General features: G+C 47.6%; 10 protein-coding genes and 1 tRNA gene. 2 read left to right on the top strand and 9 right to left on the bottom strand.

Annotated features, from left to right (window positions below; genetic code table 11):
* Positions 1–4: 4 nt before the first annotated feature.
* The 7 genes from BST99_RS02345 to BST99_RS02310 all read right to left on the bottom strand — a co-directional run bounded on the left by BST99_RS02345 (position 5) and on the right by BST99_RS02310 (position 15,240).
* On the bottom strand, positions 5–1,444 hold the full coding sequence (locus BST99_RS02345) for an SMP-30/gluconolactonase/LRE family protein (RefSeq protein ID WP_146106182.1): 1,440 nt from the start codon (positions 1,442–1,444) through the stop codon (positions 5–7).
* A gap of 17 nt (positions 1,445–1,461) precedes the next feature.
* Positions 1,462–2,067: a hypothetical protein gene (locus BST99_RS02340; protein WP_105000369.1), complete on the bottom strand. Its 606-nt coding sequence runs from the start codon at positions 2,065–2,067 to the stop codon at positions 1,462–1,464.
* A gap of 335 nt (positions 2,068–2,402) precedes the next feature.
* Positions 2,403–2,476: transfer RNA gene (locus tag BST99_RS02330), tRNA-Pro, on the bottom strand.
* Between the two features lie 118 nt (positions 2,477–2,594).
* Positions 2,595–4,547 carry a c-type cytochrome gene (locus BST99_RS02325; protein WP_105000367.1) on the bottom strand — a complete coding sequence of 651 codons (1,953 nt, stop codon included), beginning with the start codon at positions 4,545–4,547 and terminating at the stop codon, positions 2,595–2,597.
* Between the two features lie 17 nt (positions 4,548–4,564).
* On the bottom strand, positions 4,565–6,433 hold the full coding sequence (locus BST99_RS02320; RefSeq protein ID WP_146106181.1) for a family 16 glycoside hydrolase: 1,869 nt from the start codon (positions 6,431–6,433) through the stop codon (positions 4,565–4,567).
* A gap of 528 nt (positions 6,434–6,961) precedes the next feature.
* Entirely contained in the window at positions 6,962–10,141 is a 3,180-nt protein-coding gene (locus BST99_RS02315) for a T9SS type B sorting domain-containing protein (RefSeq protein ID WP_105000365.1), read from the bottom strand.
* Positions 10,141–15,240: an RHS repeat domain-containing protein gene (locus BST99_RS02310; protein ID WP_219843801.1), complete on the bottom strand. Its 5,100-nt coding sequence runs from the start codon at positions 15,238–15,240 to the stop codon at positions 10,141–10,143. The genes BST99_RS02315 and BST99_RS02310 overlap by 1 nt, the downstream gene beginning before the upstream one ends.
* A 167-nt stretch (positions 15,241–15,407) precedes the next feature.
* On the opposite strand from BST99_RS02310, the gene BST99_RS02305 reads away from it, so the two are divergent.
* Complete coding sequence (locus BST99_RS02305) at positions 15,408–16,529, top strand: PQQ-dependent sugar dehydrogenase (protein ID WP_105000363.1); 1,122 nt, start codon at positions 15,408–15,410, stop codon at positions 16,527–16,529.
* Here BST99_RS02305 and murQ read toward each other — a convergent pair.
* Both murQ and BST99_RS02295 read right to left on the bottom strand, forming a co-directional pair.
* Positions 16,526–17,335 (bottom strand): N-acetylmuramic acid 6-phosphate etherase, encoded by an 810-nt coding sequence (gene murQ / locus BST99_RS02300; RefSeq protein ID WP_105000362.1) that lies wholly within the window; start codon positions 17,333–17,335, stop codon positions 16,526–16,528. The two genes, BST99_RS02305 and murQ, sit on opposite strands and share 4 nt — an antisense overlap.
* Before the next feature lie 4 nt (positions 17,336–17,339).
* A complete protein-coding gene (locus tag BST99_RS02295) occupies positions 17,340–18,089 on the bottom strand; it encodes a DeoR/GlpR family DNA-binding transcription regulator (protein WP_105000361.1) in 750 nt (249 codons plus the stop codon).
* 156 nt (positions 18,090–18,245) lie between these two features.
* On the opposite strand from BST99_RS02295, the gene nagB reads away from it, so the two are divergent.
* On the top strand, positions 18,246–20,186 hold the full coding sequence (nagB, locus tag BST99_RS02290; RefSeq protein WP_105000360.1) for a glucosamine-6-phosphate deaminase: 1,941 nt from the start codon (positions 18,246–18,248) through the stop codon (positions 20,184–20,186).
* The last annotated feature ends 11 nt before the right edge of the window (positions 20,187–20,197 follow it).

Genomic DNA, 20,197 nt, shown 5'->3' with positions numbered 1-20,197 from the left:
GGCCTTAATTTTTGTAATAATAGATCTCGTTTTTGGTGGTTGTAATCCACACCTTCCTAAAATTAGCTGCGACATTTTTTGCGTCAGCTCGCGAACCACTCAGCACATCCCAACGGTTGTTGCTATTGTTCCATTTGGCAACAGCATTGACCATATTTACGATATAGACTTCCTCGCTTCTGATATCAATGGCAATGTCTATGGCCTTACCCGGCATGCGTTGCCAACGTCCGTTTTTGTACCTCTGAATGGTATTATCCTTCATGATGACCCAAGCCTCGTAATCGTTCAAGGGGGCTATTCTGGATACATTGATAATTACTTTCGACAGCGGACGCATCCATCTGACACTTCTATAGGATTGTATATCTCCGCCGGACTTCATGGCGACCCAAGGGTTACTTCTACTATCGGTAGCGATATCGAAAGAGAAACTACTCATCCAGTTCCAGCGAGAACCTACCAACTGGCCTACTTGGTTAGCTGTGCTTATCCGGTACATGGTGTTATTTGGTCCTATCGCAATACGTTTGGTATCATTTGATTTTGGTCCAAAAGCTTTCCAACGTTTGGCACGGGTATCATAGTCGGTGTAAATATTTTTCCCACTAACCGTATAGACTTTCCCGTTTCCTGCACTAATGGTGACATCCGTGGCCGTGCCACTGACCTTTTCAAAGTAATTGCTGTGGACTGTTCTTGGTTTATAGCGGTAGATGGATTTATCCGTAGCAATGGCCCATATGGCATCGTTATGTACCGCAACATCCTTAAAATCACTACGATTGCCGGGCAGCATGTCCCATCTTTTCGTTTGCTTATTCCATTTGTAGATTCCTCGGTTTTGACCGACAGCGTACATATTACCGTTCGCATGGTCCAATGCTATTTTTAAAGGATATCCTTGTTGTGTGCTCCATTTACCTCCAGAAAACCTGGTAAACGCATTATTACTGGCTCGAGCATAGAGCTCTTTTGGCCCAATACCAATCACCTGGTTCAGTCCGTTGCTAATTCTATTTTGGCCAATTAATTGATTCCATTGACCTCTGTATAGCTGTCTGAGTTTTTTACTGAAATCAATGGCATAAATTCGACCATCTTTCGAGGCTATTAATTCCGCTGTTTTTATTCCTGGAACCTTAATCCATCTTCTATTTACCTCGATAAAAACCTCTCCAGCTGTCGAAACCATATAGACCGCCCCATCTCTGGTCACAGAAACAGAATTCGCCTTATTAGTTCTCGTACTAAAGGTTGACCAACGTTTGCTAATTGTATTGTAATTGGTGAATATGTTCTTATTCGATACAACAAAGACTTTCCCGTCTTTGGGGTTGATCGCAATATCGGTGGCCTGGCCACCCATTTTTACAAATTGTTGCGCTTGAAGGGTCGCTAGACCAAAAACAAATGCAAGAATAAGGCTAACTCTATTTTTCATTTTCATGATTTTAGCAATTAATACTTAGCCCTTCCCGGCCTTTTTCTGAGAATGAAATTGAATACCACCGGATTGATTCTGCCTTTGTAACCGACAGGCTGCATACTTAATTCAATGGTATAAGATCCTGGTTGCATATAGCCGGGCATCCCCTCTTTCAGGATTTGCATCTCCTTTTCCCCTTCCATACCATCTAATTGCTCGTTAAAAGCAGGGAGAAAAGAGTTAGTATCCTTCTCATTCTGGCTGACCATAGAGAGTACAGAGACAAAATCAAAAGCTTCTGCAGGTAGGAACATATCCCCAGGGAAGTATGGGATAGGCTGTTTTCGGATGACATTTTTTACCAGTTTTCCATCTCTTTTTACCGTGGTTACCACATTAAAAAAGATGACCATCTTCTCTTTATTCTTAGCGTATAGACCCTCAACATTATCGGCCTCGTAGACAAAGCGCAATTGATACTTTTTTTCTTTAAAAGCTTTAAAAAGCTCAACCGCAGAATTGCTTTCTAATTCCAGAGTGGTTTTTGATTTTCCGTTTAAAGTAAGCTTACCCTCAACGGTTTGGGCGTTTATTTGTAGTGCTGCAATACCTAAAAGCAGTAATAGATACTTTTTCATTTTTCGGTTTTTAAATGTTTAAAATGTTCTGGTGTGTTATCCCTTGCCCTTGGTTGTGAAAGGAGACAAAAGGTTAACAAGGGGTTGAAATATTTTTCTGAATCCGGGGGGCGTTGCTCGAGAAAAACCATCAGGCCTAGCGGCCTTTGTTTTTGTTTTTTATAAAGCTGGATTTCGCCCCCGCACTGCGTTTGGGGCGCAATCTTAAAGGGGCCGTTGCTCGAGAAAAACCATCAGGCCTAGCGGCCTTTGTTTTTGTTTTTTATAAAGCTGGAAAGCGAGCTTTCCGCTTTAAAAAACAAAAACCATTGTGTCTCCACAATGGTTTTTCTCGGTCGGGATGACAGGATTTGAACCTGCGACCACACGCACCCCATGCGCGTACGCTACCAGACTGCGCCACATCCCGCAATTGGATGGCAAAAATAAGACTTTCTTACCGAAATAAAAGAGCAATAGCCCTTCTCGAAAAGGATTTCTTTTGGAGAAGGGCTATTGAAATTTCAAGAAAGAATTTCCGCTACTTTCTATGGCTTATCATCCAGACTATTGATCCAGGCCGCGATCTTCAAGGCCTCATCCCGAGGAACGTTGGGCATGGGTGCCATGGGTGTGGCGTATTCTGGCCAGTTCTTGGGCTCTGGGTTATAAATCAACTCCACAATACGCTCATTGCTGTAGTTACGGCCAGCAATAGCCCGGTAAGATGGCCCAACAACGCGTTTATTGACTTGGTGACAAGCGACGCAGGTGTTGTTTCTCAACAGGGGCTCAACCTCCTTATAAGTCGGAACCGAGACCACTTTCGAGCTGCTTGGCTTCTTCTTTTTAACCACGCGCTTCACGACCTTTTTCTTGGGCTTGCGTTTGGCAACCAACTTATCTGCTGACAACTTTTGGCCTTGAGGAATTTTGTTTAGGGTATAGTAGAAAGCCGGGTGTAACAAGCCTTGACCTGTTTCCGCCGCCTTAATTCCTGTGAGAACCACTTCGTGCACGTAATAAGGACGTAAGTTGTCGTAGACCAATCGCAGACGCAATCCGTCTTCACTGAGCTGCACACCTTTGGGCTGCAATTCTTCCATATTGGTTTGCGGGCTCCCATATACCGGGTGAAACTTGTAGACATAGCTTTTGGAAAAATACGAATCCAGGTACTCGGCTGAACTCCTATCGACCGGCATAGTAAATTCAATTTCAAAACCATCAGGCATGGCTTTGACCGTTTTCATTTCGAAAGGCATACGTCCGGTCCAGGTGAGGTACTCCAAACCATCGTTCGTCGTTCCGGCGGAGCCCCAGCCTCGGTTGGTCTCTCCTACATAGAGGTTGCCCTGGGTATCAAAGTCCATACGCATGACGCCCGATTGAAATCCGGAACGGAAATCAAAGGCCACTCCTTGGTACTGCCCATCCACTTTTTCAAGAACGACACGCATGATTTTACTCTGGCCTTGATCCCCTACAAACAATTGTCCGGCAAAAGGTCCAAAACGACCGGTACTCTTATCTTCGACGATTTCTGAATTCGAAATCCCCAAGATTCCGTGGGGCAAGACCACCGCCGGTGGTTGCATTTCTGGGAAGAGCTCCTTGACCTCGTATTCGAAATCAGGATTCTCTTCATTCTGAATGTTCTCTGGCTTGATGTAGCGACCATTGGAAGCTCTCTCTTGTCGCTTATCGATCTTGGCATAGAACTGATCTGCTGTCAGACTAACTGGTGACTCAGGCAGGTGACTCCATTTAAGACCTGCTGGGTGCCCGGTAAAAGATCCTTTTGGAACATGCCAAACCCCGCCAGAGCCTTTCCAGTCCCCTTGGTTATCGGTATAGAAGAGTTCGCCTTCAAACTGTCCGTAACCGGCAGGAGAACGCATTCCTGTGGCCCAGGGAGTCATCTCTCCATCTTCGGTAATTCGAAGGGTCCATCCTCTCCAGAGTACGCGGCTTTCTCCTCTCCACCACTCTTCATCTCCAAAGGCCACATTCGCAGTAACAAAAAAGCTACCGTCTTCGGCGATGACAGGACCAAAAGAGTATTCATGGTAATGCGCACTGAGTGGCCAAGCGTAGATGGTGTAATACTCATCTGCATAGCCATCTCCGTTGGTATCGGTCAGCCGGGTCAGTTCACCGCGTTGGGCTGTATAGAGAGATCCGTCTTTGTATTCCAATCCCAAAGGCTCATGAAGTCCCATGGCAAATTTCTTGTATCGGGGGTTTCGCCCCCCTTCCATGGTCGGATTTTCGACCATCCAGACATCGCCTCGGCGGGTCGCAATGGCCAATTTTCCGTTGGGTAAGGCGGCTACTCCTCCCCCTTCAAGCTTAATTCCTTCTGGAACAGGCAGGGTGGTTATTCGGTAATAATCGGACTCCTGAGGAGTCTTGGTTTTTTGTTGTGCCTGAATGAAAGACCCTCCAAAGAGTCCACAAAAGAAAAACAGGCAAAGGCTGTAAAATTTTATCTTATTCATGTGATTCATTTAGAGGATTACCAAAGGATTTCGTAAGTCAATGTTCCGGTCATATCAAAAGTGAGCATTTGGGTATTCCCCTCACCCTCCACCATGCGCAAAGCATCGGCATTGGCTGTTTTGATATAATAACGCTCATTAACTTTAAATAGACCCGCTTCGATGGATTCAATTTTTCCTTGAGCCACCACATAAACCGGTAAGCTGGTCTGAGACAATTGCGTCCCTTCAGCGATGGACTCGGTTAACATCTGAACCTGCAGGCCGGTACCGTTGGCGTTAGGGGTGATTTTTTCGGCATACTTCAGGTGTTTGCTCTTCCCATGGAAGATCGGCAAGCGCGTTTCGGCATCAACCGAATACCCTGTTGATCGGAATTGCTGCTCCCCGTCTGCATTCAAAAAGCCCTTCCCATCAAAAGTCCAGTTCACATCGCCCTGGGGGTTAAAGGATCCATTGCCGCGATCTCTCCACATGGGAGTCGCGTCGACAAAGTAACCTCTCCACATGCCCAATACATGGCCGGATTCCAGGTCGTAGACGTAGTGTACTCCCTCTGGTGTACCGACACCCATGGTGTGGGATTTTAATTTTTCTCCTTCAAAGCGAACAAAGCCACGAAGCATTTTTGGATCGGCCTCTGGCTCTACCAAAATCCTCGGTACGATATAAGCTAGACGCGAAAAAGACTCCTCCGTATGGAAGTCTACCGGTTCTGTAGACTTGGTCGAAATGCTGAAACCAAGCACTGGAGGCCACCAGCCGGCAGCCTTAATCGTTTCTAATTTAAAAGGATAGCGTCCCGGTTCTAAATAAGTCGTCGAACGCAAACCTCCCCAGCTCCAAGCGGTGTTGTTTTCGTCCAGCACTTTCCCGTTCAAGGTCAAACGGGCTCCTCCTCCATATCCGGCGAGGATGGAATACTCATCCGCTTGATCAATATGCAGTATTCCTTCGTAGATCAGCCCGTAGTTGTTTTCTTTTTCGGCTACCCGAACATCGATAAAAGGAGACTTTCCTTCATAAACGACTTCGGCTTTGTCCAACTCTTCTATGCTGTTGAATGTTCCGTGATAGGCCTTGAAAGTCAAATCAGAGACAGAAGCCGTAGCCGGTTGAAAGCGCGTGTATTTGATATTTCGAAAAGCGACCTCCCCGTGATCTCCTTGAATCATCAAAGGGCCACTGGCAACTTCTAGCTGCGAAATCGGCCCGCCTGTAGCGTGAGGTACTTCCACATTTTCGTGCATAGGAACTCCGTTGAGTTCTACATAGACAAAGCGAGCATTCTCTGTTTTTTGTCCCTGATCATTGAAGCGCGGCGCGCGGAAATGAATTTTCATCTGTTGCCATACTCCGGGTGGACGTGCCGGATTGGCCGAGGGAGCGATACCGGCAAAGGCGGTTTCCGGTGCGTTCTCCCAATTGCGATAAATACCACCAATATCACTGAATTTAGGGTACTGCACTCCCCAGCTATCGTAAAGCTGAACTTCGTAGCGCCCTTGTAAATAGATCCCTGAATTGGATCCCTTGGGCATCATTACCTCCAGCTCCAACATCAGGTCACCGTGCTCCCAGTTGGTGATCAAAGCATCTTGTTTTCCTTCGCTGGGCAGGTTGATCAAAATACCAGTACCGGGCTCCGTACTTAGGGCCTTGATTTCAGGCATTTTATTCTTATTCTTCTTTTGCCACCAGCGGCGTTTTTTCTTTTCCGGGGCTTTGTCGTGAATGTCCTTAAAGGGATGTATTTCTACCCCTCCAACGATCTGCCAGTTCCCGGCCTGGCTTTTAAAGCTCGACAAATCGGCTAGTTGCAGACTGTCCTGAGCTATGAGCCCACCAAAACAGAGGAAGGCCGCTCCAAGAAGCATTGATTTCATGTAGAGAAAATTTTCCTGAAAATAAGAAAAACTGCCCAAGAAGCGGGCATTTAAAAACAGGACTTATAAGCCCGAAATAAAGGCCTTGATCTCAGCACAATAGGCCTCTCTAGCCTCCGGACTGTCACTCTTAGGTTGAAGAGAAAATGGCTTTGGGTTTCTCGCTGACAAAACTCATCCAGGTTGTTTTCACCCCACTTTTTCCAACTCAGGAGAACCAGTTGGTACTGCACACGAAAAGGCAACAGTAGCCCCGGAGGGCTACTGCGAAAAAAATTTAAATAAAATAAAATTGAATGCTGATGGAGGGAATAGATGGACAGAAATGGGTATTTTTCTTTTTCTGTCTTTGTCAGCATTCCAAGAAATTTATAGTCAATGGATAGTGTAAGTATCACTTACGATGTAAACCTACCTCTTCTTATTCAAAAAGCGATCCTAAAATGTGTTGAACGGGATAAATTTAAAGGTGAATACTATAAATCTTTAGATGAATGGCGCATGAGCTTCGTTCAATGGTTAGAATTATCACCTGACGAGGGTAAAGTGACCAACATAGCGTTGGTTTGCATCGTTATTGACATTGACTACATACCAGTAATCCCCAGTAGGTAGAGGTGAGCCGTTGTAGGTTCCATCCCATTTAGGCACTTCTTTCAGCTCCGCCACTACCCGACCGTATCGATCGTAAATCTTCACGTCAATGGCGGCAAATAAATCAGCGTTGTTGACAAACCATTCTTCATTGAGGTTATCCCCATCCGGAGTAAAATAATCGGGAATGTCTGGCATTTCGTTAAACTCGAAAGGCATGACTAATCGAGCGATGCATCCTTGGGCATCTTCCACCATGATATCCACCTCCATGGTTTGAGAGATTCGGAAAACATTTTGTGAGCCCAGGTCTTCCCCATTGAACGTAAAGCGATAATCTCCAAAACCACCTTCTGCTCTGGCGGTCAATTCATTCGGGCCGGTCTTTTCAGCCTCTAGCATTAATGGCTGGTAGTCTTCCAACTCAAATTCTACCGGATTGACACAGCCGTTGGCATGGTAGATATAGAGGATATGCTTGCCCGGCGTTAGGTTTCCGTACTGTCTTTCAGTGGTCGCCAGGTTGATGTCATCAACATCCAAGCTGTACAACAATAGGTCTGCCATGCTTTCATCCGCAAGGGTGACATAGACGGTATTCGTCGGGAATATTCCCGAACAGCCATAGGCAATCTGAATATCCGGCTGAATGTTTACTCCAATACCCACCGGAACAATGACCTGGGTCTGACATCCTGCGGAATCGCGGATAAAAATGGTATAGGTTTCCCCACCCGCCAGGTTATCGATACGCAGATTATCGTTCTGTTCAAAATCGGCATCCTCTAAGGAGTTCACGCTGGTGAAGTAGGGAGCAGTTCCACCCACTACCGATAACTCGATATAACCATCATCATCGCCCAGACAAGTCTCTGGAGCCGAGGCACCCAAACTGGCCACCAGAGGCATGGGTTCCTGAATGGTTACCGTACGGGTAATGGTACACCCCAGTTCATCCTGTATAATGATATCGTACTGACGAGCGGCTAAGTCATTAAAGGTTTTGCGATTCGGTTCAGTCGGATCGTCTCCCTCAAAGAATTCACTTAAGGTATCCGAGATAGAATAGCGAATCTGCCCGGTTCCTCCGCTGGCTTCCAAAATAATCTGACCATTAGCTGCTCCCGTGCAACTGGACATAACAACCTCAAAATAGTCCAAGACCAAAGGAGGACGTGGCTCAATGATAATTGGCGGAGAAATTGCCTGACACCCCCCACTTTGCGCATAGACATAGTAGGTCCCCGGGTTAAGATTTCTAAAAATTCCAGAATCTTGCTGGCCACGCACCGTATTGCTGTTATTCGGAACTCCAGCCGCGTCGCTATTGAGCAGGTAGTACTGGTAATTTCCGATCCCTCCAAAGGCTTCAGAACGAATAATTCCGGTCGCCTCACCAGCACAGTTAATCGTTGCACCCGTAAGATCAAGATTAATCACCAGTGGAGCTGCAGGGTCCAAAGAAATTTGGTTAGAACGTTCAAAAGGGCAACCATTAGAATTCTGTACATCGTACTGGAAAGGTCCTGGATCAACCAAAATATCCTCCGTGATCTCTACCGAAACCAGTCCACTTCCAAAAGGAAGGAAAGGATCCGTCGTCCCCGATCTGCGGTAGAAATAATCTACTCCAGGTTCTGGGTTGGTTACCGTAAGCAACATGCGACCCTCATCGCCACATCCCGGTGGCTGTAACTCTACCAGTTCAGCAATGACCACCTCAGGATCTTCTATAGTAATAGGTGCTGTGGTAAAACTACAGTCCCAGCCATCGAAAATGGTAATGGTATAGGTTCCCGCTGATAAACTTCCAAAGTAAGGCGTTGTCTGTAATCCACTGGTACTGCCATCTGCGATTCGGTTCAATTGAAAAAGATAATTCCCCGTTCCCTGGCCGCCAACAATATTGAAGGCTTCTACGGCCCCGTCGTTGTCGTTGTTACACTGCAAAGGTTGAGCCACCTGCATAGAAGCGCTGATCGGATCCGGCAAGGGCAGATCAATTTGAGTGGTCGAATTACATCCAAAGGCATCTTGGACCTCGAGGGTGTACAAACCTGCGTCCAAGGCGTCAAAAATATTCTCGGTGTTTGGATAGTCCACTAATACCGTGGTTCCATCCGGTGCGGTAAGTCGGTATTGGTAATTTCCCCATCCACCATCTGCCGTAGCGGTAATCTCTCCACGTCCTGGAAGGGCGCAGCTGACATCGGTTGTTTGGACAGCACTCAAAGTCAAAGGACGGTCCGGTGCGCGCACAGTGGTCGAATTACTCACCGTATCACAATAAGGAAAATCGGTTGCTTCAATGCGTACCACCAAATTACCCGCAGGGACTCCACTAATGATTTCGGGACTGTTGATTGGTGCGTTGGTATCAAAGCTTCCGGTAACACCGGTAGAAGTTTCTGCCCCTGTATTATCTCGTGAAAATACTTCGAAGGTATAGACTCCTGAGTATCCACTTACCTCCAGACTGATTTGACCATCACTTCCTCCAAAACAGCTTACCGGTCGCACCTCGGCAATATCAGCCGAAATAGTGTTGTATTCCGGCATAGAAACCACTGGGGTAAGGAAAGTACATCCACCGGCCGCCAGATCACGAACCGCAAAAATGTAATCCCCAGGAGTTGAAATAGGAAAGACCACGCGATCTGTTCCACCCGAAAGCAATGGAGTACCAGAGCCCAAAGGCAAAAGTTCAACTTCGTAGTTCCCGGGCCCCTGATCGATGATCACCGTAATGCCGCCAGGATTCACACTGACACCTGTCGCATCACAACTCAGTGGATCGATCATAAAATTAAAGGTCAGGTCGTCAGGAGGAGAAACCGCAAGGGAATGAGAGGATTCACATCCATTGGCATCCCGAACGGTGACAATTAGGTTTTGAACACTTCCCGTATCGACCAATTCAAAGGTGTTGCTGGTTTGGAAGTTGGTCCCATCAAAATTGGCCGTGCCATCATTCAAGGCGTAGGTATAAGGCGCCGTACCGGTTGCGGTACCAGAACCATCCCCATTGGTATCGGTAAATACGCTCAAGGTAGTCGTGCTAAACTGGTTATTTGCAGGTACACAAATAAAATCAGGTGCGGTTGCATTGACCATCAAGCAGACGGTTCAGTAATGACCAAATTCCCTGAACGGTCCGTACACCCTCGATCTGAAACCACTTCTACTTGATAGGTACCCGGGGCGAGGCCTGTAAACAAAGCCGAATTCTGTGGTCCTGTCAAGGGAGTTGCCGATGCTCCAGCATACAGATAATACATAAGTGGAGTATCCGTATCGGTTCCGGGCTGCAGTTCCACCTGAATGGTACCGTCATCAGCCCCTGCACAACTCACTTGAGTCAAAGGAGTAGCGCTTATAACAGGTGCCGTAACCACCGTCACATCAACGGTAGAGATATCGCTACACAAAGGAGTCGTATTGGAACTCAAATCTGTAACGAGAATATTGTAAGACCCGGGAGCGATTCCGGTAAAGGTGTTGGTGGATTGCGGAGCGCCTATAGGCAACAAGGTTCCCCCGTCGCGAAGCTGGTACTCAAAATTCCCACTCCCTCCTGTGGTCGTCACCGTGATAACCCCATCGCCCGCATTACAAGTAGGTTCAGAGGTAGCATCCGCGGTGATCGAGAAGAAATCAAAGACCTCAGCCACTACCGTATTGGTACAACCATTCTGATCGCGAACGACAATAGTATAACTCCCTGGGTTGCTCACCGTAAAATTCGGGCTGTCTTGAAAACCTCCTCCAATATTGTATTGGAACGTCTCGTGCGGTAGTCCAGAGCCAGTGTTCAATGGAGAAAGAACATCAATTTGGTATCCGCTGGTAGCTGTACACTGGTTGACAACATCCACGACCGGAGTCGGGATTCCCCCTAAATCGGTTACCGTAACTGTGGTCATTGCTATACAACCAGTCGCGTCCTGAACATACAGATCGTAATCCGCAGGATAAGGCCCGGCCAATTCGAAAGTACTGCTGGCCCCAAAAGTGGATGGCGCGGGGTCTCCGGTGGGAACATAAGCATACTGATAAGGAGCCGTCCCTCCGAAGCCTTGAACACTCACTTGGGCGTTGACCAAGCAATTCGCCGGGATATTACTCACTACTTGAATACTCGGAGAATTGATTCCAATGGTGGTCACATCACTGTCTTCACATCCTGAAGTGAGGTCTTGAACAGTGATTTGGTAATTGCCTGGAGCGAGTCCGGTAATGGGACTGAACGGCCCGGCACCAGCGACTGTGGCAGGTCCAAACACAATGCTGCCATCGCTTGTATTGCGCACCGTGATATCAACATTGGTTCCGCTGTACCCGCTAACGGTATAGGTTAAGGTTCCACTCCCGGCTATATCACAGGAATCATCGGTACTACTGATACTCACATCCAACGGTGAAGGTGCTGCAACGGGCGGAATCTCTTCGATATACAAACAGCCTGTTCCGGTGTCTTCAACTTCTACGTAGTAGGTGGTTCCAAAATCCAAACCAGTGAAGGTATGGGTACGTGGTGGACTATTCGGAGAATAACGCGGTACCCCTTCACCGACCAAGCGAATTAAGAAAGGACCAACTCCACCCACGATGGTGATGGTGTTGGTTAAGTCCGTTGTACAATCCGGTGGAATGGTAGGTACAGGAACCACATCAATCTCACTATCTTCTAATTCCACGACGTCCAGATCCGTACATCCAAGTGCGTCTTGGGTCTGCACACTGTAGGTACCTGGAGCTAAGTTGGTAAACGTATGACTGGTGGAAGCGGTGGTCGTCGTACTCACTTGTGTTCCACTGGCATCAAAAAGCGTGTAGGTAAACGGCGCTGTACCATTGGCTACCGAAGCCTGTATATCTCCTTCGATTACTCCCGCAGCACAAGTCGCTGGTACGGGGGTTAAACTGGCATCTAAGGGATCACTGTTTCCGATAACCGCCGTAAGGACAGGACTGGTACATCCTCGACTATCGCGAATGACAAAATCCGAATAACTCCCTGGGCCATAACCCGAAAAGACATTTTGGTTACCAAAGCTCAGACCTCCATCATTCGAAAACTCATAGGGCGGGATTCCCTGATTGAAATCAGGAACGATCTCCACGACTCCACTGCTCACATCCCCACATTGGGTATCGGTAATATTCAGGGTCCCTGCAATAGTTTCCTGAGGCAACAGAGTCACGGTATTGGTTACAGCGGTACAGCCTTGGCTATCGGTTACCTCAAATTGAAAAGTAGTTGCCGTAGTAATGGAACCATTATTAGGTACGGTATGGACGAAAGAGTTTCCGGCAATGGGGTTACTGGCCGTTGTAAACGGAGCCCCATCGATACTTACTTCATAGGAGACATAACTGCTTCCTGCAGGATAACCATCAAAAATATTAACTTGAATTTCGGCATCGGGGCCAGAGCATTCTAACTCCTGAATAACGGAAGCCTCAGCATTGAGCTGTGGGGCAATGGTCACACTGAGTTGATCACGGCAATCATTGGCATCGCGGATATCAAAGGTATAGCTCCCAGGTGCCAAGCCTGCAAAGCTCGCCCCACTTTGCCAAACACCAGAATTCATTCGGTATTCATAAGGAGTGGCTCCCCCACTTCCCAGCAGCATGACGGTCGCAGCATCGAAGGGGTCGTAGCAAAAATCAGAGCTCGGATCCAAACTCACCATAGGACTTGGAAGAGCGGTTAGGGTAAAGGTGTCCGTAAGAACGCATCCATTGAGGTCGGTTACTTCAACAGTGTACGGACCCGTTTGGCTCAGTCCTGAAAAGACAGCACTTGCTTGAGGTCCTCTTATACTGGAATCTGGCTGAGTCAGTTGGTACTGGTATCCACCCCAACCGCCAGAAACCTGTACTTGGGCACTACCGATATTCCCGTTCTGGCAGTTCATGTCCTCGACCACCACTTGATCAATCACAAAAGCAGCAGCGGGCTGTTCAATAAGTAGGGAAGCCGTATCGGTACAATTGGTGTCTTCGTCTGTTACCGTAATGGTGTAAGTACCTGCGGCTAATCCGCTCAAAATTATTTCATTATTCGTTTGAACTGTTTGCAGAGGACCCGCGTCAATTTGATAGGAATAAGTATTGACGAAACCATCCACCAAATAGCGGCCTCCACCATCGGCAGCCCCAAAACAACTTACAGGGCTCAGCTGTTGTGCCTGCACACCGATGGAGCTGATATCGGTGATGGCATAACTTTCTTGGTAGCTACATCCTTCCGTATCGGTCACCTCAAAAATGTAGGCTCCCAATCCCAATCCAGTGAAGGAGGAATTCGTTCCGTTATTGACGGCTGATACAGCAGGAGAAATCAAGGCATAGGTATAAGGTCCGCTTCCTCCGGTTACGGTTAAATCAACGGTTGCTGTACCGGTGATACAGTCCAGACTGGACAGCACAAAATCCAAGTCGGTGGGTTTGTCCAGGGGAGCAAAGGTGATCATGGGGAGGGCTTGTACACAACCGTTGGCATCCCGAACGAGTGGTGTATAGCTTCCAACTCCCAGGCCACTAAAACTGGTGCCCGGACCAAATCCTGCACCAATGCTGTATTCATAAGGAGCAGTTCCTCCGCTAACTCCTGAAATATCAATGGCTCCTCCTACCTCGTCTGCACAGCTGGGCTCAGCGGTCGCTGTTGCTGTAGCCGTAATGGTGGTTGGGCTGCCAACGGTAGCGGACTGACTGGCTGTTGTACAACTGAAACTGCCTTGACTGTACCGAATCATGACTGGGTAAGTTCCCGCTGGGAGACCGGAAAACACACTACTCACCTGGTAGCTGACTCCATTGTCAATACTGTATTCTAAAGCATAGCCCAGGCTATTGGTCACATTGACACTGACCTGGCCATTGTTCACCCCACCGCAATCCGTGTCTTGTGTCGTCACGGTAAAACTCGGTGGTGGAATATCTGCAACCTCCACTGAGGCCGTTTGTTGACAGCCGTTCGCATCTTCAATCAGGATGTTATAGGTCCCGGCCGAGCTCACCTGAAAGACATCTGTACCGGTATAAGGTGTACCAAAACTCGTCCCCCCGTCTAGACTCATGCGGTAAGGTGCCGTACCTCCGCTGGTATCAACATTGACGTCTACTGTACTTGCTCCGCACCCAAAACTGTCTGAGGCGGTTGCAACTACCGCAATCGGGCTGATGCCAGAACCGATGGCCAAAGGATTTCCAGAACTATCCTGATCGACTAGAATATCACACTTGTTGGTTTGCACCCGTACTTCGTAGGTTCCGGATCCCACATTCGCAAATACATAAGTGTCTGCCGCATTTGGGCCAAAGGTATCGACAGTCACCCCATTCTTTATGAGTCGGTAGGTGTAGAAACCAGGGACACCACTGACCGATACTTCAATACTTCCTTGCTCCCCACTACACAAAATATCGTTGGCCTGCACCGAGACATCAATATCTAAATCCTGAACAGTAACTAGATTCGAAGGAAAGACACAGGCTGTTGAGGCGACGTTTTGCAGACGAACATACACTTGGTAAGTCCCTGGAGAAGTAATATCAAAGAAAGGATCGATTTGGTAAGGGCCGCTGGGATTTCCAAGGCTGTATTCGTACCCACTTGGAACATTGGTCACCTCTACCCTTCCTGGGTTTCCACAAATAATATCTTCAAAAATGGCCTGAGGATTCAGGGGATTCTGGGTGACTTTAAAGTAAAAGAAAGGTCCGGAGTCCACCCGTACACGGTATTCTCCTGGGCTGTTGAGCTCATAAGTTGCGTTACTTCCTACCGCGTCCCATGTACATCCCGTATTGATGGTCGGGCAGTCTTCTACAACAGTTGGGGCACAGGTATTGGGATCAAGTCGTTGCCACTCGTAATTGGATCCGCTTTGATTGACACTAATTGTTCGAATATCACTGGCACCACAGAGGAAGAATTTGGCCAGTGTGCTCCCATCGTTCGGACATGTCACCTCCTGATCCGCTCCCTGTATAATCGTAGTATACAAGGGGCTGGAAAGGGTATCAAAACTGTCAAACTCGGCGCTTCCCCAGCTCAGAAACGCAGATGATCTCTGAAGTGTTTGGGTGACTTCAGGAGCTTTCTGGCTTCCAAAACGATTCTTAGGGAAATGCTCTGCCGAGGAAAGGAGAATTGATGCGGCAAACAACAGGACAAGGCCGAGACCTTGTCTCAACATTCCAGGGAGCATAAGTAATTCGTGTTAGGTTAAGAATAATTCGATTTGGGGTCTTTTATTCTAAGGTATTATTGCTTCTTATATCTTATTTTTATTGATTTAATGGCTATTCACCAGGGTTAAATTCGCTTTTTGTCGGAATTTTCTACCCTTTTAACGATAAATTTATGAAAAACAATCTAATCGCTGCGCTTTTTTTCGTTGTACTGCTCAATTTGGCTTGCGGTCAAGCGACGGATTCTGACATTAAAACACCCGAAATCCCCGGAGTAGAACCTGAGCTTGTTGTCGATAGCCTGAATATCCCATGGGGATTAGCCTTCCTTCCCGACGGCAGTATGCTCATTAGCGAAAAGTCCGGGACCCTTCTTAAGATCAAAGATGGGCAAAGAACAGAAATCACAGGTTTGCCGGAAATCGGACAAATTGGACAAGGCGGTTTTTTAGATTTGGAATTGCATCCCGATTATGCGTCTAATGGATGGCTCTACTTTACCTACACCTCCCCTGAGGGCGAAGGCTCAGGTGGAAATACAGCCTTGATGCGTGCCAAGATCAGCGGCACTGAACTCGTCGAAAAAGAACTCCTTTACAAAGCGGGGCCCAACACGACCAAAGGGCAGCATTTTGGATCTCGGATTGAATTTGACCGAGAAGGCTATCTCTTCTTTACTGTAGGAGATCGAGGAGCTCGCGATGTCAACCCCCAAGATATTACCCGTGATGGAGGTAAAGTTTATCGCCTGAACGATGACGGCAGCGTACCGGCAGACAATCCATTCGTGCATGAAGCAGGAGCCAAAACGGCTATCTATAGTTACGGTCACCGGAATCCTCAAGGGCTGACCCTGCACCCTGAAACAGGAGTTCTCTGGAATCACGAACACGGTCCAAGAGGAGGCGATGAACTCAATATTATTCACAAAGGAAAAAACTACGGTTGGCCCGTTATTACCTACGGCATCAATTATAGTGGAACGACGATCACCGACGAAACAGAGCGTCCGGGTATGGAGCAGCCTCAGCACTATTGGGTTCCCTCCATAGCCCCCAGCGGAATGGTCTTTATCAATTCTGACAAATACCCCGGTATGAAAGGCGACCTATTGGTCGGCTCCTTATCCTTCCAATACTTAGAAAGATTGGTTATGGATGGAGACAAGGTCAGTGAGCGTATCAAACTCATGGAAGACATGGGCCGGGTACGCAATGTACGCCAAGGACCTGATGGCTACATCTACGTCGCTGTAGAAGGCAAGGGTATTTACCGCTTGGTACCGAAGAGTTAACGAGCTGAAAGGGCCGCCCGTACAGAGCCGTGTTCCTGCAACAGGGCTTTGGCTTCGTCGTATGGAAGATCCAGGGCTTGTTGCAAATAACGGGTACCCCGGTCGACGAGTTTATTATTGCTCAACTGCATGTCCACCATCTTATTTCCTTGAATACGGCCGATGCGAATCATCAGGGCTGTAGAGATCATATTAAGAGCTAATTTTTGAGCCGTGCCGCTTTTCATCCGAGTACTCCCGGTGACAAATTCGGGGCCAACGGCAAGTTCTACGGGGAATTCTGAATTCAGAGCTAAAGGGGATCCGGGATTGTTTGTTATTCCTCCTGTAACCCAACCGGCTTCCTTTGCCTTGGCAATTCCACCGAGTACATAAGGGGTTGTTCCGGAAGCCGCAATCCCAATGAGGGAGTCTTTTTCGTTGAAACCGAAGGCCTGCAAGTCTTCCCAGGCCTGATCGGGATTGTCTTCTGCGAACTCCACGGCCTTTCGAATAGCATGGTCTCCACCGGCAATGATCCCAATGACTCGACCGTGGTCAAGGCCAAAAGTGGGCGGTATCTCAGAAGCATCCACAATGCCAAGTCGTCCACTGGTCCCGGCCCCGATATAGAATAAACGTCCTCCCTCTTGAAATCGTGGATAAATCGCCTCCACCAAAGCCTCGATCTGGGGAATCGCTTTTTCTACAGCCAGGGCAATTCCCTGGTCTTCCTGATTGATTCCTTCGAGGAGTTCGCGGGTAGAAAGGTTTTCCAGCCCATCGTGATTGGAGGACTGTTCGGTTATTTTGGTAAAGTCTTTCATGAATTTAACGCAGATCTAGTTGGAGGTTTTGGAAGTTTTTGAGTTCGGAGTCTCCCGGGTCTTTTTCGGTAATTAAGGTTGCTATACGGTCCAGGGAACAACTTCGAAACCGGTGATGAGAATTCACCTTCTCCGAGATGCATAAAAGTACCGTTTTTCGAGCGGCTTCAATCAGGGATTTTTTCATCTGGGCTGTTTCCCAAACCGATTCGGACAAGCCGTGTTCTGCATCGACATAACCCGTTCCAATAAAAGCCATATCCAGATGCAACTCCGCCAACTGACGCACCGCTGCAATCCCCTGAGCCAAATGGCTTTCTGGAGAAAGCGTCCCACCAATAAACTCTACAGTGTATCGAGGTTTTTGAAGCAGTTCCAGGGCAACAGGGATGCTATGAGTAAAGACCTTAAGCTCCCATTCAGCCGGAAGACTTCGCGCCATTTCTAAGCAAGTCGTCCCTCCGTCCAAAAAAATCACCTGCCCTTCCGATACCATTCCAATGGCTTTTTCTGCAATATGTGTCTTGGCTTCTAAAGCGTAGATGCTATTGCGTTGCGGGCTAAAACTGGCAAAACCCAGAGACACAGCTCCCCCGTGTACCTTTCGCAACTTGTGTTCCCCATCCAACTCTTTGACATCCCGACGTACGGTATCGATCGAGACATTTAATCGCTGAACCAAATCCTGCAACTGGACCCGGTTGCGCTTTTCGACTTCCTTTAGAATGATCTGATGTCTTTCTGATTTCAGCATGCGGTTTGTTACGAGATTTTCAGCAAAGGTAGCCTTTTCTTAAATATGCTGTTTTTTGCTGTTTTAAATATTTAAATGATTAAAAACGGCATTTATATTGATTTATTCTTGCATAAAAACAGCATATAGCCTTTATTTGCAGAAAATTCCTTCATTATGACACATCGCACCTTGCCTTTGAGCTTTCTTTCGGACCCCCAGGATCCAGAGGTCAGAAAAAACGAGAAATTAACCACCGAGGTGTTTAAAAACTCCCTGCACGCTTCACAAGTGGTTGCCGAAGAAATCGCCAGCTTGATTCGACAGCGCCAAGGTTTGGGTAAAATGGCCGTTCTAGGCCTCGCAACCGGATCTACCCCGATTAAGGTGTATGAAGAATTGGTTCGTATGCACAGGGAAGACGGGCTGAGTTTTAGAAATGTGATCACCTTCAACCTCGACGAATACTACCCCATGGATCCCGGAAGTATTCACAGTTACCACCGTTTTATGCAGGAACATCTGTTTGATCATATCGATATCGAACCTGAAAATGTTCATATTCCCAACGGACAACTCAGTGAAGAGCAGATCAAGAAATACTGCCTGTCTTACGAAAACAAAATTGAGGAAGCTGGAGGACTCGATATTCAGGTTTTGGGAATTGGCCGCACCGGGCATATCGGTTTCAATGAACCGGGTTCTTCCCTGACCAGCAAAACAAGACTTATTCGATTAGACCGGGTAACCCAACTGGATGCCGCAAGTGATTTCTTCGGCCTGGAATATGTACCCCAACGGGCCATCACCATGGGTGTGGGCACCATCATGAAAGCCCGCAAAGTCATCCTGATGGCTTGGGGAGAAGGAAAATCTGCTGTTATTCAGGAATCGGTTGAAGGGGAGATCACCGAATCCGTTCCGGCTACCTTTTTGCAGCACCACCCCAATTGCCTCTTTATTCTGGATGAAGCCGCCGCTTCTTCCCTCACCCGGATCAAAACCCCCTGGCTGGTCGGTGAATGCGTTTGGAATGAGCCTTTGATCAAAAAGGCCTGCCTTTGGCTGGCCGAAAAAACAGGAAAATCCATCCTGAAACTGACCAACGAAGATTACAGCGAATACGGCATGGGGAACCTCATTGCCGAAATTGGGTCAGCAGAACAAATTAACCTTTTGGTGTTTAACCAACTACAACACACCATCACCGGATGGCCCGGAGGAAAACCCAATGCGGATGACAGTCAACGTCCGGAACGATCTATGCCTTTTCCTAAACGCGCGCTTATTTTTAGTCCACATCCCGATGACGATGTGATTTCAATGGGAGGCACCTTGCTGCGCCTGGTCGATCAGGGGCACGATGTGCATATTGCCTACCAAACCTCCGGAAACATTGCCGTCTTCGATGACGAGGTGGTCCGCTTTTTGGACTTTGCAGCTGCCATTGAACCAGACGATGAAAAGCTGAGAAACCAGATTGTCAATGTGCGGGACTTTATCAAAAACAAAAAACCAGGAGAAGTCGATTCTCCTGCGATTTTGGAATACAAAGGACTAATCCGTCAAGGAGAGGCTCTCGCGGCTTGTCGCTATTGCGGAGTGCAAGAAAAGAATGCCTACTTCCTCAACCTTCCTTTTTACGAAACAGGAAAAGTGAAAAAGAACCCCTATACTGAAAAGGATGTCGAAATCATTTACGATCTGCTGGAACAAGTACAACCCCATCAGATTTATGCAGCGGGCGATCTATCCGATCCTCACGGCACTCACCGTGTCTGTTTAAATATTCTGTACGAAGCCTTGGAACTGCACGCTGAAGAAGAATCGCCCTGGCTCGAAAACTGCTATATCTGGCTCTATCGAGGCGCTTGGCAGGAATGGGACATTGCCGATATGGAAATGGCGGTTCCAATCGGGCCCAAGGACATGGAAAGAAAACGCAACGCTATCTTTAAGCACCAATCCCAAAAAGACAGTGCCATGTTCCCCGGAAATGACGAAAGGGAATTTTGGCAGAGAGCGGAACAAAGAAATAAAGAAACAGCGAACAAATACAACGATCTCGGCATGGCGGAGTACGAAGCAATTGAAGGCTTTGTGCGTTACCGGATGTAAAATTCCCGTAT

This window comes from Aureicoccus marinus, assembly GCF_002954325.1.
Lineage (GTDB): Bacteria > Bacteroidota > Bacteroidia > Flavobacteriales > Flavobacteriaceae > Aureicoccus > Aureicoccus marinus.
Note: the sequence above shows the minus strand (reverse complement) of the source record. Positions and strands in the feature narration are given on the sequence as shown.